The sequence below is a fragment of the Serratia sp. CY44782 genome, from assembly GCF_052168715.1.
Classification (GTDB): Bacteria; Pseudomonadota; Gammaproteobacteria; order Enterobacterales; family Enterobacteriaceae; genus Serratia; species Serratia nevei.
In genome coordinates, this window is sequence record NZ_JBJNME010000012.1 from 39,442 (window position 1) to 62,337 (window position 22,896).

Consider the following 22,896-nt stretch of genomic DNA (forward strand, 5'->3'; position numbering starts at 1 on the left):
TAAAGGCTCAAGCCCCGTTTTGCTTGTGCAGTCCGAGCGATGTGCTCATCGTCTCAGTAGCGGCAACGGAACAAATTTTCCCTGGTGTTACTATGGTTATTATTAAAAAACGTGCTGGTGTTATTTTTTATAGTGTATTGCTGTATGTCTCTTTTGATACCATGTTTGACGATGCAACATGGTATGTCAAGCAACGTTTTTAACGCATAATTGCATGAGATGCTAGTTTTAGATGTGGCTTTTTCAGCAGAAATAATCAAAACGACTGATAAATCAGTAAAAAAAATCGAAGGAACAAATGGATAACAATCACCAAAAATTCGATTCACAGTCGATTGCCAATCGGGTCAGGGAGCTGTTTTTACATTACGGGATTGGAAAACGTCAGCATGCCCGAGAGCTCAGCCGCATCTTGGACCTGAGTTTTTCACATGCGCACCGCAAACTGAAAGGGCAAAGCCCCTGGACGCTGGAGCAGATCAACAGCGTCGCGGCCGCACTGGGAGAAACGCCGGCGGCGATCGCCGATTTGAGCGCCGAACACGAGACGCCCGAGCCAAACATGGCGCGCGATGCCATCTTTGTCGTGGCGGGGGTGGCGATACCTTGCGTCGGGCACATCGGCGACGAGCTTGCTGCCGGGCGGCCGGCGGAGTTTGTGGCGCTGCGCGTGGAAGGGCAGTGGCATATCTATCGCGCCGATGAGGCGCCGGCAGGCCCGCGTTACGGCGTCGATCTGATCGAAATCCGGCCCGGCTTCGGCGACGACGAGCGGCTGAGCATCGCGGTATTGGACGATTCGCATCAGGCGGCCGATGAGCTGGCCAAGTATCTCGGCGGCTGCGGTTTCAACGCGGTGGCGTTTTACGACGTCGACAGCTTCTGCCAGGCGTTGCAGCAAAGCCTGTTCGACGGTTACGTGGTGGACTGGCTGATCGGTGAGGAAACGGCAGATCGCTGTATCGCCACTATCCGCGCCTCCGACAACCCGGATGCGCCGGTACTGGTGCTGACCGGCGAGCTGGGGACCGACCGACGCGAGTCGGAAATCGCTCAGGCGATGCGCGAGTACGACGTGCTCGGCCCTTATGAAAAGCCGGTGCGGCTCCATGTGATCGAAGCCGCACTGCAACGCTGTTTTAATTTTTAGCGGGGAACACCTCGGCCAGCGCGCTAGACAGCGCATCCAGCCGAACCGGCTTCATCAGGTAGTTGTCGAACAGGGCGCGCTGGTCCGCCGTCAGCTGCTCCGGCGTGTAGGCGCTGATGCCGATGATCGGCACATGGCGGTTGGGGCCGCGACGGTTGCGCAGCTGCCTGGCCAGGGCGGCCCCGTCGATGCCCGGCATCTGCAGATCCAGCAACAGCGCGTCGTAAGGGCGTCTGAGCAGCTTCTGCAGCGCGCGTTCCGGCGAGTCGCACAGTTCGTGCTGATAGCCCAGCTTGTCCAATAGCGCCGCAAAGGCGTCACCCACCGACCTGTTGTCGTCCACCACTAACACCTGCTGCGGCTTCTGCTGCAGAGAAGTATTGGCGGCGGCGGGCTCGTCGGCACGTTCGTCTTCACTGATCTGCACCGGAATGCTGACGATAAAGGTGCTGCCCTTCTTGATTTCGCTGTACACCGTGATGGTGCCGTCGAGCAACGTCACCAGGCCGTGCACGATCGCCAGCCCCATCCCCACGCCGGCATACTGCTTGGTATGTGACTGATCCAACTGGGTAAAGGGCTTGAAGATCTGATCGAGCTGGTCTTTTTCGATACCGATGCCGGTGTCGGTCACTTCGATGATCAACGAACTGCCGCCCGGTTGGCGGCGCAGGCAGCTGTGCAGCGTGATGCTGCCGCTTTCGGTGTATTTGTAGGCGTTGGTCAGCAGGTTGACGATAATCTGCCGGATGCGCAGCGGATCGGAGTGCACCAGCAGGTGGCTGCACTCCACCTCGCAGCTGAGTTTGACCTGTTCTTTGCGGGTCAGGGTGGCGATTTCGTTGGCGGTCTCCGCGATCAGCTTCTGAGCGTCGAACGGCACGATGCGCAATTCCATCATGCCGCTGTCGAGGTGCGCATAGTCGGTCAGATCTTTCATCTGGCTTTCGATTTGCTGCGCGGCGGTCTCCAGCCGCTGGAAAGTGTCCGCATGCTCCGCCGACACCCGGGTGTTCACCAGTACGTCGATGGCCGACATCACGCTCTGCAACGAGGTGCGCAGCTCGTGGCCGATGGCGCCGAGGAAGGCGTTCTTGGTGCGAGTCGCTTTCTCCGCCTCGATGGCCTTGGCCTGCTGGCGAATGGTCAACCGCTGCTGGCGGAACACGATCAGGGTGATGGCGATCAGCGCAATCACCGAGAACATGACGATCACCAGCCCATAAAAAATAATGTGCCGTTTCTCGATGTAATCCTCATAGGCGGCGGTGCGCTGCTTCACCTCGGCGTGGTCGGTCAGGTTGGCCATTTCGATGGCGTAAGGCTTGATGGCCTTCATGGCCGCGAAAACCTGGTCGAAGTCGATTTTCGGGCTGTCCAACAGCTTATCGATGCGATCCATCTGCAGGCGCATCTGTTTGACCACTTCCGGGTAACCCGGCTCGGCGTACAGCGGCTGGGTCGATTCGGAGACGGTTTCCAGCACGTAAAAGCGCGAATAGAGGATTTCGAACCGCAGCCGCAGATTGTCGTTGTCGACCTGCGGAGCGTGGCTCTGCTGCTCGACGAAGGTGTCGAATTCCGCCAGCTTGATGGAGAACTTGGCGATCGACCACGAGTAATTCTCCTGCGTGCCGGCGATGGCATACAGCCCTTTCTTCGACAGGGTGGCGCTGTAGTAATAGAGCGTGACGGTCGAAGCCACCAGAAACAGCGCGGCGAAGATGGCCGGGATCGCCAGCCTGCTGCCGTTCTTAAAGGTCGTCAGCTTCATTTGATCACGATCCTGTCGACTTGCCAGATAAAGCGCGAGTTGTACAACGGCGAGTTCAGTTCAGGCCCGGCGGCGTCGCGCGGGTAAACCAGGAACAGCGGGCCGAAGTTTCTGAGCTTCAGCATCTCCCCGTCCATCTTGTAGGCCAGGATCATGTTGTACTTTTTGACGTCGGACAGCGGTACGTCGATGTAATAATCGTTCAGCGCGTAGAAGGTCAGCGTCTCGCCCTTGGCGCCGACGCGCTCGAGGATATCGGCCACTGAAATTCCTTCGAATTTTCTCTGCGGCGTCCAGGAAGTGGAGGTGGTGATGCTGTGCACCGGCATCGCCAACAGCTGCTTATCGGTGAACAGATAGCTTTTATTGACCGGGTCGGTCACGTTGTCGATCTTGCCCGCCACTTCCAGGGTAAAGCTGAGCGCGCTGCTCTGGGCGATAATCAGGGCCACGCAGGCCATCGCAAGGGTTTTGCATAGTTTGAACAGCATCGGTGTTCTCCAGAGGCGCGGGGAGGTTGTATCAGTCCCGCTAATTTATCAGGCAGAATAATGGCAGAAAAAGCAGGCGGGTGCGAAGGGAATAGTAAACCGCACAAAAAGAACAGGCCGGTGTTTACCGGCCTGCGAGTGGGCTAACCGCAGCGGTTAGCGCATGGTAACGAACTCTTCCGCCGCGGTCGGGTGGATCGCCACGGTGTTGTCGAAGTCCTTCTTGGTGGCGCCCATCTTCACCGCTACCGCGAAGCCCTGCAGGATTTCATCCATGCCGAAGCCGATGCCGTGCAGGCCGACGATCTTCTCTTCTTTACCCGCGCACACCAGCTTCATGCGGCACGGCTGGCGGTGCTGCGTCACGGCGCTGTACATGGCGGTGAAGGAGGATTTGTATACCTTCACGTTGTCTGCCCCGAACTTCTCGATGGCTTCCGGTTCGGTCAGGCCGACGGTGCCGATCGGCGGGTGGCTGAACACCACGGTGGCGATGTTGCTGTAATCCAGGTGCTCGTCCGGCTTGTTGTTGAACAGGCGCTCGGACAGGCGGCGGCCGGCGGCCACGGCGACCGGGGTCAGCTCTACCGCGCCGGTGTTGTCGCCCACCGCGTAAATGCCTTTGACGTTGGTGTTCTGGAACTTATCGACGTCAATGTAGCCTTGCTCGTTGGTCTTCACCCCGGTAACGCCGAGGTTCAGGTTGTCGGTCGCCGGTTCGCGGCCGATGGCCCAAATCAGGCAGTCGACGGTGAATGCCTTGCCGTTTTCCAGCTGCAGCGTCAGGCTGCCGTCGGCGTTCTTGACGATCGCTTTCGGCACCGATTCGGTGTGCAGGCTCGGCCCTTCGGTGTTCATCACTTCCACCAGGGTTTCGACGATCATCGGATCGAAGCTGCGCAGCGGCGCGTGCTTGCGCACGAACAGGTGCGTTTCCGCGCCCAGCGCGTTCAGCACGCCGGCGATCTCCACGGCGATATAGCCGGCGCCGACTACGGCGACGCGCTTCGGCATGGCGTCCAGCTCAAAGAAGCCGTCGGAGTCGATGCCGTATTCCGCACCCGGAATAGCCGGGTGGCTCGGGCGGCCGCCGGTGGCGATCAGGATGTGGTCGGCGGTGATGGTCTCGCCGTTCACTTCCACGGTGTGCGCATCCACGAAGCGCGCGAAGCCTTTGATCACGTCGACCTTGTTCTTGCCCAGCACGTTGTCGTAGGAGTTGTGGATACGGTCGATATAGGCGGTGCGGTTGGCGACCAGCTTCTTCCAGTCGAAGGCGTTGACGGTTGTGTCGAAGCCGTAGTCCGGGCCGTACTGATGGATGGCCTCGGCGATCTGCGCCGCGTGCCACATGACTTTTTTCGGTACACAACCCACGTTTACACAGGTGCCGCCCAGCTCTTTGGCTTCAATCAGCGCACACTTTTGGCCGTACATGGCTGCCCGGTTGATCGATGCGATACCGCCGCTGCCGCCGCCAATTGCTAGATAATCGTAATGTTTCGTCATCTGGGATTTCCATGAGTTGTGAATTTGAAGAGGGTAAGAGTTTAACGCCTGACCGGGGTTTGTCGCAAAGATTGCGTCGATGGCTGCGATAGGTGGACGCAGGGCGCGGCGAACCGCGCCCTGCCGGGGATTATTCCGGTACCACCCAGTTCACCAGATGTTGGCCGATGCCCGACGGCACCAGCACCTTGTGCAGCCACGGCAGCACGTTTTTCATCTGCTGTTCCAGTTTCCACGGCGGGTTGATGACGATCATGCCGGAGGCGGTCATGCCGCGCTGATCGCTGTCGGGTTTCACCGCCAGTTCGATCTGCAGAATGCGGCGAATGCCGGTGGCTTCCAGATCGCGCAGCATGCGTTTGATCTGCTGGCGCATCACCACCGGGTACCACAGCGCGTAAGTGCCGGTGGCGAAACGCTTGTAGCCTTCCTGAATGCCTTTGACCACGTCCTGGTAATCGGTCTTCATTTCATACGGCGGGTCCATCAGGATCAGGCCGCGGCGCGACAGGGGCGGCAGCTGGGATTTCAGCTGCTGATAGCCGTCGGCGCGCTGCACTTTGGCGCGTTCGTCTTTCTGGAACTCGCTGCGCAGCAGCGGGTAGTCGCTCGGGTGCAGCTCGGTCAGGTGAATTTTGTCCTGCGGGCGCAGCAGTTGGCGGGCGATCAGCGGCGAGCCGGGATAGTAGCGCAGCGTGCCGGAACGGTTGAAGTTGTGTACCACGCTCATGTAGGCCGCCAGCTCTTCCGGCAGATCGTCGCGCTGCCACAGCAAGCCGATGCCTTCCAGGTATTCGCCGGTGCGCTCGGCGTGTTCGCCGCTGAGCTGATAACGGCCTGCGCCCGAGTGGGTATCCAGATACAGGAATGGCTTCTCTTTTTCCTTCAGCGACTCGATGATCAGGCTCTGAACGGTGTGTTTGAGCACGTCGGCGTGGTTGCCGGCGTGGAAACTGTGGCGATAACTTAACATGACGGGTGGCGATTCCTTGTGCTCCGCAGACGGAGCATTCAATGCAATAAGGCTTATAATCTGCACAGTATAAACTGTCTGGCCGGGAAAAACTGGACTCCGTTGCCGCAGACGTTCATGGTTAGGAGATTGGTTCGTTTCTTTTGAGAGTGACTAACCATGAACGGCAGCACACCGCATCCCCTGATGGTGCAGAATCGCGATGATTTATGCGTAAAAGTACCAGTTTTGATTTGTTTTTAATCTAAAACTAATTTTTCAGGCGTATTTATCCAGCAACGGGGTCTGGGTCTGGAGTCATCGTTTTTTCGCCATCCGATACAGTCTGTCAGAGAGCAATTTCGTGGCGTGCTTCGCCCGTCACCGTGCCGGTAAAATGCAGGCGGCTTTTGCATAGGATGCACTGATACGGGTCGGTGCCCTGAAAGATCTTCATCAGCACTGCGAACCCGGGGCGCTTCGGTTTCTCCCGTACCGTCATCTCCAGACGTCGTAGACCTTCGGCAGCAGCGTGTCCTGTCTGCGGTTGGCCAAAAAACCGTAATAGCGCACCGTTTTAAAATGCCGCGCTGGGATGTGGCTGACGTACCGCTGCAGCATCTCTTCTCGGCTGATTTTTTGGCGTTTGTGCTGCTGCTCAGCTGTCGCCTCCATGCGCTGCTGTTGTGAGAGGAATGGCACAACACAGATCAATCGCGGTAACGATATCGACAAGGCAAATTACTGGTTGCATATACAGTTGTTTGCACGACTCATTTAATCGCAAAGAGGAATTAATTATGAGTGATACTATTGTCGTTATCGGTAAACCCACGTCTCCTTCAGCGCCTGATGGTGTGCCTGTAACAGGCGGAAACGCCGGTGGTGGGCTCAATTTCCCTGTTCCGTTCCATATCGCCGGTCATGATGATTTCATGGTTCTTGCTATCAATAATGATGTCTTTGATGCCACTAAACGTGACCAAAGTACCATCGATCCGCTGACAGGCGAACTCCCTTACGACGATACTGTCTCTATTGAGCGAGGTGATAAACGCCTGTTACTGACGTACAAGAATTTCAGTGACGCCTTGAACGAGCTTAATCGCCTGGGTGATGTCTGGAAGCAGGGGGCGATGATCCTGGTCTTATCAGACAAGACGTTCATCACTTTCGACGACGTTAACCAGATGACTTCATTCCTGTCCAACTCTAACCGTATCGCAAAAACGGAATTTATCCGTGAGAAAGAGGGTTTTCATGCGGCTGGCTATGTCCCCCGTGATGCGGCCGGTAATGCTTTAGGCCAATCTGGCGTGACTATTGGCGTAGGGATTGACCTGGGGGGCCGTTCCGCTCAGTCCATGCTGAATGACGGTGTGCCGCAAAATCTGGTCGATATTTTAAGTCCATATCTGGGACTGAAAGGGCAATCCGCGGTCGATAAGTTGAATCAGTCGCCCCTGTCATTGCCCGAATCACAGGCGATGGACATCTCCAATATTTATGTCAACCAATATTCAGCCGGTATGGCCAGCCGTTATTCCTCTGCTGCCGGCAGTTCATTTAGCGCCTTGCCACTCAACACGCGTACTGCGATCGTCAGTGTTGCCTATCAGTATGGCCAAAACTTGGCACAGGCGGCACCCACTTTCTGGAACTATGTCACGCAGAAGCAGTGGGCCAATGTGGTTAATGAACTCAACAATTTCGGTGACGCCTATCCTACGCGGAGGCAATCGGAAGCGGCATTGATCCAATCCGATATTAATAGCGGTAAGTTGAAATAATCTAACGCCTGGGAATTATGTCTTTTTCCAATTCCCAGGCATTTTACATTGGTTATTTCGACGACGAGCAAACTGAATTTTCGGCTACAACCTGAATAACCTTGTAAGTTCCTTGGGGACTTTTCTTCACAACCAGCTCTTGGCTGTTGTTGTATGTCGGGGGGCCAGGTAACGCCTTATCGTTAAAGCAAACCGTATAGGTTTCTTTCTGTTTGTCTTCATCCAGCACTTTCAGCGCGTAAGTCCAGCTATTGTCCGAGTTAGTTGCAGTTGCCATTCCTTTCTCACTGGAAATTGTAGTGCTTTTTAACTCAGCTAATGTTGTGCCCTGCTTTAAATGACGTGGCCCCAGAGAGTTGGGAAAGGAGGTCATATCCAAGCGGTTAAGAATATCAGCGCTTGTGTCGTCGGCCGTTTGAGCGATGGAATAAAAACTGCTGCATAAAACCAGAGTTGCCAGCACTGCTCTTGTTTTCATCCTGCTTTTCCTTTTCAATGTGATATGACTCTCTGTGATGGTAGCATCACAGATGCAGCATTCCAATGAAAGTGATAATCGCTATCATCAACCAGCTTTCATGTTTTACTTTCTAATCTAAGCTAATTTAGCCACCGAGATGTTCTGAATTCTCGTTGTGTAGCAAGGGGATAATAGTTAGCGACGCATCGTCCAGGTTGTATTGCTTCTCTGGCCGGCAAGCCAGGCTTTTCCCAGCCCGGATTGGTTTATGCCATCGATAACCTTCATCAGCTGTTCACTAACGGCGCGGGGCGGCCGCTCGTCGAATAGATCGGTTTGGCTAGGTTTGTCGCAAAAATCGTTCAGCATGATGCCCGCCTTTTGGTAGCGAAAACCGTCACGCCAGATGGCATCGAAGGTTTTCATTGCCGCCGCAACGAAGTCGCGGGTATCTTGCGTGGCTCAACTTGAGCTGGACGCTGTGGCTATTGGCGTAATACGGTTCATGAGGCGCAAATGGGCTGGTTCGCAAAAAAACCGAAATATGCCGGCAAAATTGCTTATCTCGGCGAAGTTTCTCGGCCGCCGGCTTTGCATACTGGCACACCGTTCAGTTCACAAAAAGGGACAGGACGATGAGCAAACAGGCGATTTTGGCGAACTACCCCGACGCGGCGCGCTGGGCGTTCGGCGACGGCCCCGAGTTGGCCGACGAACTGCTGCAGTTGGTGCTGAGCGGGGAAAAGACCGCCACCTGCAGCTCCTATGCGAGCTATCGCCGGGAGCAAACGCCGATGATCGGCGACGATAGCATTATTCTCGACGGCCGCGGCGAACCGGCCTGCGTGATCAAAACCCTGGCGCTGCGCCTGGTGCGCTACGACCAGGTGACCGCCGAGATGGCGGCCAAAGAGGGCGAAGGCGACAAAAGCCTGGCGTTTTGGCGCGAGGGGCATCAGGCGTTCTTTACCCGCGAGGGCACTTTTGCGCCGGACATGTGGCTGGTGTTCGAAGAGTTCGAACGGGTTGAAACGCTGTGAATCACAAGGAGAAAGGATGAGCTGCATTTTTTGCGACATCGTGGCGGGCAAGGCGCCGTGCCATAAAATCTGGGAAGACGACGACCATCTGGCCTTCCTGTCCATCTTTCCCAACACCGACGGCTTCAGCGTGGTGATCCCCAAGGCGCACCAGCCGAGCTACGCCTTTGACCTGCCGGACGAGGTGTTGAGCGCGCTGATGCTGGCGACCAAGCGGGTGGCGAAACAGCTGGACCGCGCGTTCGACGACGTCGGCCGCTGCGGCATGGTGTTCGAGGGCTACGGCGTCGACCATGTACACGCCAAACTGATCCCGCTGCACGGCACCGCGTCGCTGGATCAGTGGCGGCCGATCGAATCGACCTCGCCGAAGTTTTTCGAACGTTACGAGGGCTATATCTCCTCCCACGACGCCGCGCGCGCCGACGACGAACAGCTGGCGGCGCTGGCCGCCCGCATCCGGCAAAGCGCCGTTTAAGGCACGAACGATCAACGCCGGGCATTGATTTTCCTGTTGTCTGGCTCCATGTTAGAGATTCATACGCATTTTAAGGCTCGCCCCCGCGGCGGGCCCCAACGCTAATCAGGACTGCCCTATGACAAATCCGTTGCTGACCCCGTTTTCCCTGCCGCCGTTCTCGGCGATCCGCCCTGAAGATATCGTGCCTGCGGTGCAATCCGCGCTGGCGGACTGCCGCGCCGCGGTAGAGCGCGTGGTCGCGCAGCCGGGGCCGTTCACCTGGGATAATCTGTGTCAGCCGCTGGCGGAGTCGGACGATCGCCTGTCGCGCATCTGGTCGCCGATCGGGCATCTGAACTCGGTGAAAAACAGCCCGGAGCTGCGCGCCGCCTATGAGCAGGCGCTGCCGCTGCTGTCCGAGTATGGCACCTGGGTTGGCCAGCACGAAGGGCTGTACCAGGCCTACCGCAGCCTGAAAGAGGGTGCGGCGTTCGAGGCGCTGAGCGTGCCGCAGCGCAAGGCGGTGGACAACGCGCTGCGCGATTTCGAACTGTCGGGCATCGGTCTGTCGGCGGATAAACAGCAGCGCTACGGCGAGATCGTCGCGCGCCTGTCCGAACTGGGTTCCACCTACAGCAACAACGTGCTCGACGCCACCATGGGCTGGAGCAAACTGATTACCGACGAAGCCGAGCTGAGCGGCCTGCCGGAGAGCGCCCTGGCGCAGGCACAGGCGATGGCGCAGGCCAAAGAGCAGGACGGCTGGCTGCTGACGCTGGACATGCCGAGCTACCTGCCGGTGTTGACCTACGCCGACAACCGCGCGCTGCGCGAAGAGATGTACCGCGCCTTCGCCACCCGCGCCTCCGATCAGGGGCCGAACGCCGGCAAATGGGACAACAGCGAAGTGATGGCGGAAACGCTGGCGCTGCGCCACGAGCTGGCTCAGCTGCTGGGCTTCGACACCTACGCCGACAAGTCGCTGGCGACCAAAATGGCGGAGAGCCCGGAGCAGGTGATCGGCTTCCTGAGCGATCTGGCCAAGCGCGCCCGCCCGCAGGCTGAGCAAGAGCTGGCGCAGCTGCGCGCCTTCGCCAAACAGCACTATGGCGTGGACGAGCTCGAAGCCTGGGACATCACCTATTACGGCGAAAAACAGAAGCAGCACCTGTTCTCCATCAGCGACGAGCAGCTGCGCCCGTACTTCCCGGAGCAGCGGGTGGTGGAAGGGCTGTTCGAAGTGGTGAAACGCATTTACGGCATCACCGCCAAAGAGCGTAAAGACGTGGAGACCTGGCATCCGGACGTGCGTTTCTTCGATCTGTTCGACGCTAACGGCGAGCTGCGCGGCAGCTTCTACCTCGATCTGTACGCCCGCGAAAACAAACGCGGCGGCGCCTGGATGGACGACTGCGTCGGCAGCCTGCGCAAGGCCGACGGCACGCTGCAAAAACCGGTCGCTTACCTGACCTGCAACTTCAACCGCCCGCTGGGTGACCAGCCGGCGCTGTTCACCCATAACGAAGTGACCACGCTGTTCCACGAGTTCGGCCACGGTCTGCACCACATGCTGACGCAGATCGATACCGCCGGCGTCTCCGGCATCAACGGGGTGCCGTGGGATGCGGTCGAACTGCCGAGCCAGTTTATGGAAAACTGGTGCTGGGAGCCGGAAGCGCTGGCGTTTATCTCGGGCCACTACCAGAGCGGCGAGCCGCTGCCGAAGGCCATGCTCGACAAGCTGCTGGCGGCCAAGAATTACCAGGCGGCGCTGTTCATCCTGCGCCAGCTGGAGTTCGGCCTGTTCGATTTCCGCATGCACTTCGAATACAGCCCGGAAAAAGGCGCGCAGATCCTGCCGACGCTGGCGGAAGTGAAGAAAATGGTGGCGGTGGTGCCTTCGCCAAGCTGGGGCCGCTTCCCGCACGCCTTCAGCCACATCTTCGCCGGCGGCTACGCGGCGGGTTACTACAGCTACCTGTGGGCGGAAGTGCTGTCGGCCGACGCTTACTCGCGCTTCGAAGAAGAGGGGATTTTCAACGCCGAAACCGGCAAATCCTTCCTCGACAACATCCTGTCGCGCGGCGGGTCGGAAGAGCCGATGGCGCTGTTCAAACGCTTCCGTGGCCGCGAGCCGCAGCTGGATGCTATGCTGCGCCATTACGGCATTAAAGGATAACCCGACACGTGAGCGTGTGTTTATTGTGTGAAGCAGGCGCCGATCCCGGCGCCTTGTCTGTTTTGGCGCAGCGCTGGCAGCTGACGTCCGACGACAACGCGCCGATGGCGCTGGTACTGACCCCGCAGCGGCTGGAGCTGCGCAAGCGCGACGAGCCGAAGCTCGGCGGGATCTACGTCGATTTCGTCACCGGCACCATGGCGCACCGGCGCCGCTTCGGCGGCGGCCGCGGCGAGGCAGTGGCCAAAGCGGTCGGCATCAAGGGCAGCTATCTGCCGGACGTGGTGGACGCTACCGCCGGGCTGGGGCGCGACGCCTTCGTGCTGGCGGCGCTGGGCTGCCGGGTGCGGATGCTGGAGCGCAATCCGGTGGTGGCGGCGTTGCTGGACGACGGCCTGCAGCGCGGCTATCAGGATGCGGAAATCGGCCCGTGGCTGCGCGAGCGCCTGACGCTGCTGCACGCCTCCAGCCTGACGGCGCTGGCGGATCTCAGCCCGCGCCCCGAGGTGGTGTATCTCGATCCGATGTTCCCGCACAAGCAAAAAAGCGCGCTGGTGAAGAAAGAGATGCGGGTGTTTCAATCGCTGGTGGGCAGCGACGATGACGCCGACGGCCTGCTGGAGCCGGCGCGCCGCCTGGCGACCAAGCGCGTGGTGGTGAAACGTCCGGACTACGCGCCGCCGCTGGCCGACGTGCCGGCGCACGCTGCCACGCTGACCAAAAGCCACCGTTTCGATATCTACATGCCGCTGTAACGTCAGCCGGGCCCGCGGTGTCGGGCCTCAGTTTTCCTCCCGCAAGCTTTTCCCCACGCCGCCGCCCGGATGCACCGCCAACAAGGTCTCCTTGTCGTAACCGCTGCGCGCCATCAGGCAGGCGCAGGCGGCGTCGAAGATCGCCAGCACCAGCACAATTGAGGTGGTGGCCAGCATGTTCAGCGGATCTATTTCCTTTTGCACCCCGGTGGCGATCGTCAGCTGCGCCGCCTGCGCGATGGCGGAATGCGGGTTTTCCGTCACCGCGATCAGCGTCACCCCCTTGGCCTGCAGCGTCGGCAGCAGGCGGGTCAGCTCGTCGGAATTGCCGCCGCGCGAGATCAGGATCAGCAGATCGTCGGCGCGCAGAAAACCCAGATCGCCGTGCGCCGCGCCGGTGGCGTCGAGGTAGACCGCCGGCCGTTCCACGCAGGCCAGCATGTGGGCTATCTTGCGCGCCGCAATCCCCGAGGTGCCGACGCCGGTGACGGCGATTTTACCGCGGCAGTCGGCCAGCAGCGTCAGCAGCCGCTGCCAGGTGTGCGCGTCGAGGCGTTCGCCCAGCTGCGCCAGCTCCTGGCTGTAGGTTTGCCAACCCTGCACGGCCTGCCGCCATTCCTGCTGCATCACGCCTCCTCCTGCATCAACCGGCGGTATTTCATGTGGTCGTTGTACAGCTCGTGGAATACCCGGTATTTGCGATCGTAGTAGCTTTTTATCTGGTTGGTCTGCGGCGTGACCGTCTTGCCGATGCGGCTCATGGCGCTCATCGCCTCCGGCAGGGTGTCGAACACGCCGGCCGCTACGGTGCCCATCATGGCGCCGCCCAGCAGCATCGCTTCGCTCTCCTCCGGCAGCAGCATGGCGCAGCCGGTGGCGTTGGCGTGCTCCTGCACGAAGATCGGGTTCTTGGTGCCGCCGCCGCTGGCCATGATGGTGTCGATGCTGTAGCCGCTGTGGTTCATGGTTTCGATGATGTGGCGGGTGCCGAGCGCGATGGCCTGAATGGTGGCCAGGTAGTGCAGCGCCATGTCCTCCGGCGTGCGCGACAGCTTCAGCCCGGTCAGGATGCCGGTCAGCGTTGGGTTGGCGCGCGGCGAGCGGTTGCCGTGGAAGTACGGCAGCATATGAATGTCCTGCGTCAGGAAGGCGATATTCTCCGGCTCGCCGGCCATGCGGCGCAGAATGGCGTTCAGCACCTCATAGATGGTCTGCCCCTGGGTTTTCGCCTGCGCCAGCAGCTCCGGGTAGCACGGGTGCGACTGGATGACGTGGTCGATCAGCGCGCCGGTGGCGGACTGGCCGCCCTCGTTCAGCCAGTATTCCGGCAGGATCGCCGAGTAATACGGCCCCCAGACGCCGCCGATAAAGCGCGCGGTGCGCGACATCGCCATGTGGCCGGTGGAGGTGCCGCCGATCAGCGCGACGCGGCGGTTGAAGTCGGCCACCTCGCCGGAGACGCCGGTGGCGCCCAGCGTGCCGAGGGTGCCGGCGTGGGCGTCGATGATCGACACGCTCACCGCCGTGCCGGCAATCAGCCCCATCTCGCTGGCGGCGCGCTGGGTCAGGCCGTGGCCCAGCGGCTCGCCCATCATTTTGACGTCGCTGCCGATCTTGGCCGCGTCATGTTCCAGCACGTCTTCCAGCCCGATCTGCTGGAAGTAGCTCTTGTCCCAGCGCTGTTCGTGGCCGAGATAGGTCCACTTGCACACCGTCGAACACAGCGAGCGGGTGGCGTCCTGGGTGGCGCGCCAGGTGAGGAAGTCCGGCAGATCGAACAGGTAACCGGCGTTGGCCCAGGTGGTGGGCATGTGCTGTTTCAGCCACAGCAGTTTCGGCGTCTGCATCTCCGGCGAAATGATGCCACCGACGAAGTCCAGCACCCGGTGTTTGGTGGCGTTGATGCGCTCGGCCTGGGCGATCGCCCGGTGATCCATCCACACGATGATGTTCTGTTCGGTGCGGCCGGAGGGGCTGACGGTCAGCGGCTTGCCCTCTTTATCCAGCACCACCAGCGAACAGGTGGCGTCGAAGCCCAGCCCCTTGACCTGGATCGGGTTGATGTCGGCCTGGTTGACCGCGTCGCGCACCGCATTGCACACCGCCTGCCAGATGTTATCCGACGACTGCTCGACGAAATCCGCCTTCGGCCGGTACAGATCGATGGCCCGGCTGGCCTGGCCGACCATGCGGCCATTGAGATCGAATACGCCCGCGCGCGCGCTTCCGGTGCCCACATCTACGCCAATAAAATAGCTCGCCATTATTTTCTCCTCAGGCTTTTCGATTCTGTAACGCGATAAACAGGATCAGCACGCCGCCCCACAGGGCCATGGTCAGGTAGCTGCTGACCCCCAGCAGATTGAGGCCGCTTTCCAACATTTGCAGCACGATCAGCGCCAGCACCAGCCCCAGAATACGGCCGAAACCGCCGTCCGGGTTAATGCCGCCCAGCACCGAGGCCAGAATGGTCACCAGCAGATAAGATTCGCCGTAGCCGGCCTTGGCCGAGTTGAACTTGGCCATCATCAGCAGGGCGGCGCCCCAGCCGAGCAGCGCCGACAGGATATACACCGCGATCTGCACCCGCGCGGTGTTCACGCCGCTGAAGCGGGTGGCCTGTTCGTTAGAGCCGATCAGGTACAGGCTGCGGCCCAGCGTGGTGTGTTCCAGCAGCAGCCACAGCCCGGCCGCCACCAGCAGGAACAGGATCAGCGCCACCGGCACGCCGAGCACGGCGCCGTTGCCGAGAAATTGAATCGCCGCCGGGAAGCCGGAGATCACCGCGCCGTTGGACAGCAGGATGTTCAGGCCGGTGATCAGCGTCATGGTGCCGAGCGAGGCGAGGATTGGCGAAACGCCGATCCAGGCCACCAGCACGCCGTTCAGCGCGCCCATCGCCACCGCCACCAGCAGGCCGGCCAACAGCGCCAGCGCCAGGAACAGCGGCTGATCGGGATGGCTGACGATGATCGCCGCCATCACCAGCGAACAGGCGTTGGCGCCGGCGATGATCGACAGGTTGATGCCGCCGGTCAGCATGGTAATGCCCATGCCGAGCGCCAGCAGGCCGAGGATCGGCAGCTGCGAAGCGATCGACTGGAAGTTGCCGAGGCTGAAGAAGCGCGATCCGAGCAGCCCGGCGAAGAGCAGCGCCACCGCGATGATGATCGCGCCCTGCAGGCGAATGATCCGATCGCTTGGGATCAACCGAGTTAACTGCGTCATGTCAGATCTCCTTGAGCAGCTTGCGTTTTTCGTTCCAGGCGGTGGTGCTGATGCTGATCAAAATGATCGCGCCGCTGAATACCTGGTGCCAATAGGCCGAGACGCTGAGCAGCGTCAGCCCGTTTTGCAGGAAGGCCAGCAGCACCACGCCGAGCAGGGTGCCGGTCAACGAGCCGCGGCCGCCGCTCATGCTGGTGCCGCCCAGCACCACCGCCGCCAATACCGTCAGCTCGAAGCCGAGCAGCGAGTTGGGGGCCACCGACTGGGTGATCTGCGCCTGCACCACCGCCGCGACGCCGGCCAGAATGCCCATGTAGCCGTAGACGCAAAAATGCAGCCGCAGCAGGTTCAACCCCAGGCGCGACGCCGCGTCGCGGTTGCCGCCCATCGCGTAGATCTGGCGCCCCAGCCGGGTGCGGTTCATCAGCACGCCGGTGACGACGATGGTCCCCAGCAGGCACAGCAGCGGCAGCGTGAGGCCGTAGTCGTAGCCGTCGGCACCCTGGAACGAGAACCAGTTGATGCCGTTCATGAACCAGTCCGGGAAGCCGTACAGCCAGGTGCCGTTGGTGGCGTACACCAGCAGGCCGTAGAACAGGTTAAGGGTGGCGATGGTGATGATGATCGCCGGCACTTTCAGCCAGTACACCAGGAAACCGTTCACCAGCCCGAGCAGCAGGCCGACCCCGATCGCCAGGGCGAACGCCAGCGGGAAGCTGCCGCCGTGCTGGATCACCCAGCTGGCCATCACATACTGGGCGATGGCGGTGACCGCCGGGAACGAAATGTCGATGCCGCCGGCGATCAGCACCACGAACAGCCCGCAGGCCAGGATGCCGAGAATGGCGTAGCTGGTGGCGACGTCGGTCAGGTTGCCGAGCGTCAGAAATTCGTCGGTGCCGGCGCTCAGGCCGATCGCCAGCAGCAGCACCAACAGGCCGAGATAAAACTCGTGCCGCCCGGCCAGGCGGGCCAATAATGACTTATCCATTCACCACCTCGGCGATCTGTTGCTCGGTACTCTGGTGCGGCGCGAATTCGGCGATCAGTTCACCCTTGCGCATCACCATCACCCGATGGCTGTTGTAATAGGCTTCCGGGATCTCGTCGCAGATCATCAGCACCGCCATGCCCAGCTGCGCCAGATCGCGGGCGATCTGGTAGATCCCCTCTTTGTTGGCGATGTCCACGCCGACGGTGGGCGAGTCGAGGATCAGGATCTTCGGCTGGGTCGCCACCCATTTGGCGATGGCGATGCGTTGGGCGTTGCCGCCGGACAGGGTTTTCACCGGCAACGCGCTGTCGGACACCTTGATGTTCAGATCGCGGATCAGCCGGTTGACCAGCTCGGTCGCCTTGGCGTGATCCAACAGCCCGAGCGAGGTATGCAGCCGATCGAAGACGGTGACGATGGTGTTGTCGTAGATGGATTGTTCCATGATCAGCCCCTGCGTCAGGCGATCCTCCGACACATAGCCGATGCCGTGGCGCACCGCTTCGCGGTTGTTGTGCAGCTGCACCGCCTGGCCCTCGATGCGGATCTCGCCGCTGTCCGGCCGCGTCATGCCGAACAGGCTGAGGCACAGTTCGGTGCGGCCGGCGCCGAGCAGGCCGACGATCGAGACGATCTCGCCGCCGCGCAGCGCCAGATTGACGTTGCGGTATTTCTCGCCGCGGCTGAGGTTGCGCACCTCGAGCAGCGGCGCCTGTTCGGCCGGCGGCAGCGGCGGCAGCGGGCTGTAGTGGAAGCGTTGGCCGGTCATCAGGAACGCCAGTTCATGGCTGTCCAGTTCGCTGGCCGGCCAGGTGCCTACCAGCTTGCCGTCGCGCATCACGCTGATGCGATCGGCGACTTCCATCACTTCGTCCAATCTGTGGCTGACGAATACCACGCAGATGCCGGCCGCCTTCAGCTCGTTGACCACCCGCAGCAGGCCGTCGACCTCCTGGCGGGTCAGCGAGGCGGTCGGTTCGTCCATGATAACCAGCCGCGCCTCGGCGGCGATGGCGCGGCAAATCGCCACCAGCTGCCGATCGGCGATCGACAGTTTTTCCACCTTTTTATCAGGGTCGATGAGTATGCCGACCCGCGCCATGGCGTCGAGCGCCGTCTGGCGCATCAATCGCTTGCGCACCCAGAAGTGGCCGCCGGGCAGGTAACGGTGGATGGCGATGTTCTCCGCCACCGTCAGATTGGGGAACAGCGACAGGTCCTGGTAGATCACCTGTATGCCGTAATAACCGGACAGCTGCGGCGTCAGGGCGTGGAAGAGTTTGCCTTCCAGCGAAATGTTGGCGCCTTTTTCCGGCTGATAGACGCCGGAGATAATTTTAATGATGGTGCTTTTGCCGCAGCCGTTTTGCCCGGCCAGGCAGTGCACTTCGCCTTTATTCAGCGTCAGGTTGATCTGGTCTAATGCCAGCACGCCTGGGAATCGCTTGCTGATATTCTCCAGGGTGATAAATGCGGGGGAGGCTGTCATAACGTTAACCTGTGCTTGCGTAGCGGCCGAAGCCCTGGGCGCAGCAATGCTGCGCCCCTACGAGGGTTTAACTACTTTCCCGGTGTAGCGAAATTACGCGAAAAATCAGAATCCAAGCGATTGGGCGTTGTCTTTGGTGACTTCCAAAATCTTATTAAACCGAATCACTTTGTGTTCCATGTCGACGTCAGCCTTGCCAAGGCCCTCGATCGACAGGTCTTTGTTCACTTCCTTGCCCTGCAGCAGCTGGTCGGCCACCGTCACCAGCGCATAACCGGCGTCTTTCGGATCCCACAGCAGCGCTTTTTTGATGTCACCGCGCATCAGGTAAGGGGCGGCCTGCGCCGGCATGGCGATGCCCACCACCGCGATCTTGTCCTTGGCGCGTTTCTTGGCCACCGCCTGGCCGGCGCCGATCGGGCCGAGCGAGCCAAAGCCGATGATGCCCTTCATCTGCGGATAGGTTTTCATCAGGTCCAGCGTGGTGGCGTAGGATTTGTCGATGCTTTCCGCCACCGGCAGGCGCGAGGTGACTTCAAACATGTCCGGGTATTTTTCTTTCTGGTATTTGATGGCGGAGTCGGCCCAGGCGTTGTGCAGTGGCACGGTCAGCGAGCCGACGTAGATCGCGTAGCCGCCTTTGCCGCCCATGTCTTTCGCCAGCTCATCGACGTTGGCCTGCGCGTATTTCTCGCTGTCGATGGTCTCGATGTCCCACTGGCCGATCTGCTGGTCCGGGGATTCATGGGTCAGCACCACGATGCCTTTGTCGCGCGCTTTTTTCAGCACCGGCTCCAGCACTTTGGCATCGTTCGGCACCACGATGATGGCATTGACGTTTTTGGCGATCAGATCCTCAATCACCTTGACCTGCGCGGCCGGATCCGGCGTAGAAGGGCCGGTCTGGTAGGCGTTGACGTCGAGTTTTTTCGCCGCTTCGTTGACGCCCACTTCCATGCGGTTGAACCACGGAATACCGGTCACTTTAGCGACCACGGCAATCTCATACTTATCAGCGGCGAACACAGGTGTTGTCGATAACATGCACGCAGAAACCACACATGCATTTAATAATGCGAGGTTAAATTTCATTAGCTGTACCTTTTTTTATCTGTAGGGGTGGCGGTTTTTCCACCGCTGCAGATTACAAAGGAATGGAAGAGGGGGCGTAGCTGAAGTTAATGAAATGTGATCTGCGCACATTTAAGTAAAATAATGGCGTATTTAGTGTTAAATAAATGTTTAATTATTTGGCAGTGGTAAATTTACTACCGATTAAGAAGTAATAAATAACCTATTGTTAACTTTTATTTAACGCACTTGCATCATTTGAATGGCGGGAAAGCATAAAAAAATGCCGGCGCAGAGGCCGGCATTGAAGCATTTAATCGATGTGTGAACAAGATCACCTTTAAGACGGATTACAGCACGCCCTGCGCCAGCATGGCGTCCGCGACCTTGACGAAACCGGCGATATTCGCGCCGTGCACGTAGTGGGTTTGCTTGCCTTCGCCGCCGTATTCCACGCAGGCGTGGTGAATATCGGCCATGATATGTTGTAAACGTACATCCACTTTCTCTGCCCGCCAGCCGATGCGCGCGGCGTTTTGCGCCATCTCCAGCCCCGAGGTGGCCACGCCGCCGGCGTTGGCCGCCTTGCCCGGCGCGAACAGCACGCCGGCGTCGAGGAAGGCGTCGGTGGCCTGGATGGTGGTCGGCATGTTGGCGCCTTCCGCTACCGCCTTCACTCCGTTGCGGATCAGCGTCTGCGCCGCCTCGAGATCCAGTTCGTTCTGGGTGGCGCACGGCAGGGCGATATCCACCGGCACGTTCCACGGCTGCTGGCCCGCCAGATACGTCAGGCCGCGTTCGCGGGCGTAGTCCGCCACCCGGCCGTAGCGTTGGTTTTTGATCTCCGCCAGGTGCGCCAGCTTCTCGGTGGTGAAGCCGTCTTCGTCCACCAGGGTGCCGCCGGAATCCGACACGGTGATCACGCGCGCGTCCAGCTCCAGCGCTTTCTCGATGGTGTACTGCGCCACGTTGCCAGAGCCGGACACCGCCACCCGCATGCCCTCAAAGCCCAGGCCGTGGCGCTGCAGCATGGCATCGGTGAAGTAAACCAGGCCATAGCCGGTCGCCTCGGGGCGGATCAGGCTGCCGCCGAAGGAGAGGCCCTTGCCGGTAAATACGCAGGCGGTATTGTTGGACAGTTTTTTCATCATGCCGGCCATAAAGCCGACTTCGCGGCCGCCGACGCCGATATCGCCGGCCGGCACGTCGGTGTCCGGGCCCAGATGGCGATACAGCTCGGTCATCAGCGCCTGGCAGAAGCGCATGATCTCGCCCTGGCTTTTGCCCTTCGGATCGAAATCGGAGCCGCCTTTGCCGCCGCCCATCGGCAGGGTGGTCAACGCGTTCTTGAAGGTCTGCTCAAAACCGAGGAACTTCAGGATCGACAGGTTCACCGACGGGTGGAAGCGCATGCCGCCCTTGTAGGGACCGATAGCCGAGTTGAACTGTACGCGGAAGGCGCGGTTGACCTGCACCTGGCCGCGATCGTCCACCCAGCTGACGCGGAACTGAATGACGCGCTCGGGCTCCACCAGGCGCTCCAACAGCGCCTGTTCGCGATAGTGCGGGTTGCGTTCGATAAACGGCCACAGCGAGGTGAATACTTCGCGCACCGCCTGCAGATATTCCGGCTGGTGGGGGTTATGGCGTTGTAACGAGGACAGGAAAGACTCTACCGATACGGCATATTCCATGGATAACTCCTTTTCGCATTAAATTTCCCCCGCTATTTCTTATAGATATGGGTATAGGCGATGCTCGGGGGAGGATGTTGTGTCTTTAGCGACTATATCATCGGAGGGCGGTTGATTATCAAGCGATTAATCGGCGCGGCGGCATGAAAAACGCCCGCAGGGCGCGGGCGTTGGGCAGTTAAGTTAGCAAGTGCTTACTTTATTCGTCTTCTTCATCGCGCAGCGGCACGATCAGCATGTCGATGTGCACGGTATTGATCAGCTGGCGTGCCGAAGACATCAGCTTGCTCCAGAAGTCCTGGTGGTGGCCGCACAGCACCAGGTCCATGTCGTATTTCTTGATGGCATCGACCAATACCTGCGCCAGATCGCCGCTGCCGCTCAGGGTCTCGGTGATCGGGTAGCCGGCGTTCTGCGACAGCTCGGTCAGCGCCTGATGGGTTTCCTCGGAGATGCGTTTTTGCATGTCGCCGAGATTGACGTCGATAAGGCCGGTATAGAGGTCGGAATAGTTGACATCGACGTGGATCAGAGAAACTTTAGCGTTGTACGGCCGCGCCATCGAGACGGCTTTTTCTACCAGAATCTTGCTTTCCGGGGATAGGTCCACCGCGATCAGTATGTGTTTGTAAGCCATAAGAATACTCCTTCCATAAACATGCCGATTAAAAAGGGTTAGCAGGCGTTCCGTTTACCCGCCTGGCGCTTTTGGTTCCATAGTATCATTCGGATAACGCAATGATATGTTGGGGCGATCACACTGCGCCGCATCGAAAATCTCTCCGCCCGATACCTTTCGTTGTACACCCGCGCGGCGTAAAAGCCTATGGATTATGCGGATGCTGACGGTCTGACCGCTTGAATTATAAGCGTTATTAAACAAAGTATAGCGCTAAATGTGCAATCAGCGCTCCAGATGCGGCTGCAGCAGGCTTTCAAACCACTCATGAAACACCGCCAGGCGGCGCGATCGCTGGCGGCGGTGGGGGTAGATCAGGGCGATCGGCATGGAAGCGGCGCGGTAACCGGGCAGGACTTCCACCAGTTCACCGGCGTCGAGCAGGTGTTGCACGTCGTAGCGCGGGATCTGCATCAGCCCCAGCCCGGCGCGGCAGCAGGCGATATAGCTTTCGGCGTTGTTGACCACCACCCGGCTGGGCAGTTCGAGCCGTTGCGTATGGCCGTCGTCGGCCAGGTATTCCCAGGGGGATTCGCGGCCGGTTTTGGGCGAGGCGTAGCCGATGCTCCAGTGTCCCTCGACGAGATCGCCGGGCTGGCGCGGATGGCCGAATTCGCCCAGGTAAGCGGGGCTGGCGCAGTTGATCAGCACGATATGGCCGAGCGGGCGCATCACCAGGCTGCTGTCGTGCAGATCGCCGACGCGCACCGCGCAGTCGACCCCTTCCTGCACCAGATCGATGGCGCGATCGGCGGAGCCGAGCACCAGCTGCAGATGAGGGTGGCGCCGCAGCAGGCCGGGCAGCGCCGGCGCGATCAGCCGGCGGGCGATGCGGCTCGGCACGTCGACGCTGAGCCGGCCGGAGGCCTGGCGCTGGCTGGCCTGAAACGACTGATCGATGTCTTCCACCTCGGCCAGCAGCGGGCGCAGCCGCTCGAGCAGCTGTTCGCCGTCGGCGGTCAGCCGCACCTGCCGCGTGGTGCGGTGCAGCAGGCGCACGCCCAGCTGCGTTTCCAGCTGTTGCACGGCGGCGGACACCGAGGCGCGCGGCACCTCCAGCGCATGGGCCGCCCGGATAAAGCTGCCCATTTCCGCCACCTGTACGAATACGCGGTATTGATTGAATCTGTCCATCTCGTTGACCTGCTGTTCCTTGGCGCCGTTTCTGACAGAGAGTGTAG

At 60.0% G+C, this 22,896-nt stretch carries 20 protein-coding genes and 2 pseudogenes; 6 read left to right on the forward strand and 16 right to left on the reverse strand.

What is annotated here, in order from left to right:
• Window positions 1-298: 298 nt before the first annotated feature.
• On the forward strand, window positions 299-1,150 hold the full coding sequence (locus ACJ8HT_RS21260; protein ID WP_197653326.1) for a helix-turn-helix domain-containing protein: 852 nt from the start codon (window positions 299-301) through the stop codon (window positions 1,148-1,150).
• On the opposite strand, the gene ACJ8HT_RS21265 is transcribed toward ACJ8HT_RS21260, so the two are convergent.
• The 5 genes and pseudogenes from ACJ8HT_RS21265 to ACJ8HT_RS21285 all read right to left on the reverse strand — a co-directional run.
• Complete coding sequence (locus tag ACJ8HT_RS21265; protein WP_197653327.1) at window positions 1,140-2,924, reverse strand: ATP-binding response regulator; 1,785 nt, start codon at window positions 2,922-2,924, stop codon at window positions 1,140-1,142. The two genes, ACJ8HT_RS21260 and ACJ8HT_RS21265, sit on opposite strands and share 11 nt — an antisense overlap.
• Window positions 2,921-3,415, reverse strand: coding sequence for a molybdopterin-dependent oxidoreductase (locus ACJ8HT_RS21270; RefSeq protein ID WP_049202894.1), 495 nt, complete (start codon window positions 3,413-3,415; stop codon window positions 2,921-2,923). The genes ACJ8HT_RS21265 and ACJ8HT_RS21270 overlap by 4 nt, the downstream gene beginning before the upstream one ends.
• A 156-nt stretch (window positions 3,416-3,571) precedes the next feature.
• A complete protein-coding gene (gorA, locus tag ACJ8HT_RS21275) occupies window positions 3,572-4,924 on the reverse strand; it encodes a glutathione-disulfide reductase (RefSeq protein WP_025304617.1) in 1,353 nt (450 codons plus the stop codon).
• Between the two features lie 130 nt (window positions 4,925-5,054).
• Complete coding sequence (locus ACJ8HT_RS21280; protein ID WP_197653328.1) at window positions 5,055-5,897, reverse strand: 23S rRNA (adenine(2030)-N(6))-methyltransferase RlmJ; 843 nt, start codon at window positions 5,895-5,897, stop codon at window positions 5,055-5,057.
• Window positions 5,898-6,194: 297 nt separating this feature from the next.
• Window positions 6,195-6,533 (reverse strand): annotated as a pseudogene (locus tag ACJ8HT_RS21285) (transposase); the annotation flags it as partial.
• 143 nt (window positions 6,534-6,676) lie between these two features.
• Here ACJ8HT_RS21285 and ACJ8HT_RS21290 point away from each other — a divergent pair.
• Window positions 6,677-7,666, forward strand: a complete 990-nt coding sequence (locus tag ACJ8HT_RS21290) for a pesticin C-terminus-like muramidase (protein WP_049273195.1) — start codon at window positions 6,677-6,679, stop codon at window positions 7,664-7,666.
• Window positions 7,667-7,718: 52 nt separating this feature from the next.
• Here ACJ8HT_RS21290 and ACJ8HT_RS21295 read toward each other — a convergent pair whose 3' ends face one another.
• Both ACJ8HT_RS21295 and ACJ8HT_RS21300 read right to left on the reverse strand, forming a co-directional pair.
• Window positions 7,719-8,144: a hypothetical protein gene (locus tag ACJ8HT_RS21295; RefSeq protein WP_049273193.1), complete on the reverse strand. Its 426-nt coding sequence runs from the start codon at window positions 8,142-8,144 to the stop codon at window positions 7,719-7,721.
• Between the two features lie 177 nt (window positions 8,145-8,321).
• A pseudogene (locus ACJ8HT_RS21300) lies at window positions 8,322-8,733 on the reverse strand (DinB/UmuC family translesion DNA polymerase); the annotation flags it as partial.
• Window positions 8,734-8,761: 28 nt separating this feature from the next.
• On the opposite strand from ACJ8HT_RS21300, the gene ACJ8HT_RS21305 reads away from it, so the two are divergent.
• From ACJ8HT_RS21305 to rsmJ, 4 genes are all read left to right on the forward strand, one after another.
• Window positions 8,762-9,166, forward strand: coding sequence for an ASCH domain-containing protein (locus tag ACJ8HT_RS21305; RefSeq protein ID WP_047729643.1), 405 nt, complete (start codon window positions 8,762-8,764; stop codon window positions 9,164-9,166).
• Between the two features lie 16 nt (window positions 9,167-9,182).
• Window positions 9,183-9,644 carry an HIT family protein gene (locus ACJ8HT_RS21310; protein WP_197653330.1) on the forward strand — a complete coding sequence of 154 codons (462 nt, stop codon included), beginning with the start codon at window positions 9,183-9,185 and terminating at the stop codon, window positions 9,642-9,644.
• 118 nt (window positions 9,645-9,762) lie between these two features.
• The gene (gene prlC / locus ACJ8HT_RS21315) at window positions 9,763-11,805 is read left to right on the forward strand and encodes an oligopeptidase A (protein ID WP_049202892.1); all 2,043 of its coding nucleotides are present in this window, start codon (window positions 9,763-9,765) and stop codon (window positions 11,803-11,805) included.
• A gap of 8 nt (window positions 11,806-11,813) precedes the next feature.
• On the forward strand, window positions 11,814-12,560 hold the full coding sequence (rsmJ, locus tag ACJ8HT_RS21320) for a 16S rRNA (guanine(1516)-N(2))-methyltransferase RsmJ (protein ID WP_194571220.1): 747 nt from the start codon (window positions 11,814-11,816) through the stop codon (window positions 12,558-12,560).
• Window positions 12,561-12,587: 27 nt separating this feature from the next.
• Here rsmJ and ACJ8HT_RS21325 read toward each other — a convergent pair whose 3' ends face one another.
• The 9 genes from ACJ8HT_RS21325 to ACJ8HT_RS21365 all read right to left on the reverse strand — a co-directional run bounded on the left by ACJ8HT_RS21325 (window position 12,588) and on the right by ACJ8HT_RS21365 (window position 22,849).
• Window positions 12,588-13,187 carry a KpsF/GutQ family sugar-phosphate isomerase gene (locus ACJ8HT_RS21325; RefSeq protein WP_194571218.1) on the reverse strand — a complete coding sequence of 200 codons (600 nt, stop codon included), beginning with the start codon at window positions 13,185-13,187 and terminating at the stop codon, window positions 12,588-12,590.
• Window positions 13,187-14,824 carry an FGGY-family carbohydrate kinase gene (locus tag ACJ8HT_RS21330; RefSeq protein WP_038873847.1) on the reverse strand — a complete coding sequence of 546 codons (1,638 nt, stop codon included), beginning with the start codon at window positions 14,822-14,824 and terminating at the stop codon, window positions 13,187-13,189. Before ACJ8HT_RS21330 ends, ACJ8HT_RS21325 begins: the two co-directional genes overlap by 1 nt.
• A gap of 10 nt (window positions 14,825-14,834) precedes the next feature.
• A complete protein-coding gene (locus ACJ8HT_RS21335) occupies window positions 14,835-15,788 on the reverse strand; it encodes an ABC transporter permease (RefSeq protein ID WP_197653331.1) in 954 nt (317 codons plus the stop codon).
• Window position 15,789: 1 nt separating this feature from the next.
• On the reverse strand, window positions 15,790-16,779 hold the full coding sequence (locus ACJ8HT_RS21340; protein WP_047729644.1) for an ABC transporter permease: 990 nt from the start codon (window positions 16,777-16,779) through the stop codon (window positions 15,790-15,792).
• Window positions 16,772-18,271, reverse strand: a complete 1,500-nt coding sequence (locus tag ACJ8HT_RS21345; protein ID WP_197653332.1) for a sugar ABC transporter ATP-binding protein — start codon at window positions 18,269-18,271, stop codon at window positions 16,772-16,774. The genes ACJ8HT_RS21340 and ACJ8HT_RS21345 overlap by 8 nt, the downstream gene beginning before the upstream one ends.
• Before the next feature lie 105 nt (window positions 18,272-18,376).
• Entirely contained in the window at window positions 18,377-19,363 is a 987-nt protein-coding gene (locus tag ACJ8HT_RS21350) for an autoinducer 2 ABC transporter substrate-binding protein (RefSeq protein WP_033636379.1), read from the reverse strand.
• Between the two features lie 329 nt (window positions 19,364-19,692).
• Window positions 19,693-21,036 carry an NADP-specific glutamate dehydrogenase gene (gdhA, locus tag ACJ8HT_RS21355; protein WP_060441424.1) on the reverse strand — a complete coding sequence of 448 codons (1,344 nt, stop codon included), beginning with the start codon at window positions 21,034-21,036 and terminating at the stop codon, window positions 19,693-19,695.
• Between the two features lie 199 nt (window positions 21,037-21,235).
• A complete protein-coding gene (gene uspA, locus ACJ8HT_RS21360; protein ID WP_004930988.1) occupies window positions 21,236-21,673 on the reverse strand; it encodes a universal stress protein UspA in 438 nt (145 codons plus the stop codon).
• Between the two features lie 267 nt (window positions 21,674-21,940).
• Window positions 21,941-22,849 (reverse strand): LysR family transcriptional regulator, encoded by a 909-nt coding sequence (locus ACJ8HT_RS21365; protein WP_197653333.1) that lies wholly within the window; start codon window positions 22,847-22,849, stop codon window positions 21,941-21,943.
• Between the last annotated feature and the right edge of the window lie 47 nt (window positions 22,850-22,896).

What these genes read in the sequence shown, in the direction of transcription:
- ACJ8HT_RS21260 (WP_197653326.1), top strand. Translation starts at nt 299, where the DNA reads ATGGATAACAATCACCAAAAATTCGATTCACAGTCGATTGCCAATCGG.
- ACJ8HT_RS21265 (WP_197653327.1), bottom strand. Translation starts at nt 2,924, where the DNA reads ATGAAGCTGACGACCTTTAAGAACGGCAGCAGGCTGGCGATCCCGGCC.
- ACJ8HT_RS21270 (WP_049202894.1), bottom strand. Translation starts at nt 3,415, where the DNA reads ATGCTGTTCAAACTATGCAAAACCCTTGCGATGGCCTGCGTGGCCCTG.
- gorA (WP_025304617.1), bottom strand. Translation starts at nt 4,924, where the DNA reads ATGACGAAACATTACGATTATCTAGCAATTGGCGGCGGCAGCGGCGGT.
- ACJ8HT_RS21280 (WP_197653328.1), bottom strand. Translation starts at nt 5,897, where the DNA reads ATGTTAAGTTATCGCCACAGTTTCCACGCCGGCAACCACGCCGACGTG.
- ACJ8HT_RS21290 (WP_049273195.1), top strand. Translation starts at nt 6,677, where the DNA reads ATGAGTGATACTATTGTCGTTATCGGTAAACCCACGTCTCCTTCAGCG.
- ACJ8HT_RS21295 (WP_049273193.1), bottom strand. Translation starts at nt 8,144, where the DNA reads ATGAAAACAAGAGCAGTGCTGGCAACTCTGGTTTTATGCAGCAGTTTT.
- ACJ8HT_RS21305 (WP_047729643.1), top strand. Translation starts at nt 8,762, where the DNA reads ATGAGCAAACAGGCGATTTTGGCGAACTACCCCGACGCGGCGCGCTGG.
- ACJ8HT_RS21310 (WP_197653330.1), top strand. Translation starts at nt 9,183, where the DNA reads ATGAGCTGCATTTTTTGCGACATCGTGGCGGGCAAGGCGCCGTGCCAT.
- prlC (WP_049202892.1), top strand. Translation starts at nt 9,763, where the DNA reads ATGACAAATCCGTTGCTGACCCCGTTTTCCCTGCCGCCGTTCTCGGCG.
- ACJ8HT_RS21325 (WP_194571218.1), bottom strand. Translation starts at nt 13,187, where the DNA reads ATGCAGCAGGAATGGCGGCAGGCCGTGCAGGGTTGGCAAACCTACAGC.
- ACJ8HT_RS21330 (WP_038873847.1), bottom strand. Translation starts at nt 14,824, where the DNA reads ATGGCGAGCTATTTTATTGGCGTAGATGTGGGCACCGGAAGCGCGCGC.
- ACJ8HT_RS21335 (WP_197653331.1), bottom strand. Translation starts at nt 15,788, where the DNA reads ATGACGCAGTTAACTCGGTTGATCCCAAGCGATCGGATCATTCGCCTG.
- ACJ8HT_RS21340 (WP_047729644.1), bottom strand. Translation starts at nt 16,779, where the DNA reads ATGGATAAGTCATTATTGGCCCGCCTGGCCGGGCGGCACGAGTTTTAT.
- ACJ8HT_RS21345 (WP_197653332.1), bottom strand. Translation starts at nt 18,271, where the DNA reads ATGACAGCCTCCCCCGCATTTATCACCCTGGAGAATATCAGCAAGCGA.
- ACJ8HT_RS21350 (WP_033636379.1), bottom strand. Translation starts at nt 19,363, where the DNA reads ATGAAATTTAACCTCGCATTATTAAATGCATGTGTGGTTTCTGCGTGC.
- gdhA (WP_060441424.1), bottom strand. Translation starts at nt 21,036, where the DNA reads ATGGAATATGCCGTATCGGTAGAGTCTTTCCTGTCCTCGTTACAACGC.
- uspA (WP_004930988.1), bottom strand. Translation starts at nt 21,673, where the DNA reads ATGGCTTACAAACACATACTGATCGCGGTGGACCTATCCCCGGAAAGC.
- ACJ8HT_RS21365 (WP_197653333.1), bottom strand. Translation starts at nt 22,849, where the DNA reads ATGGACAGATTCAATCAATACCGCGTATTCGTACAGGTGGCGGAAATG.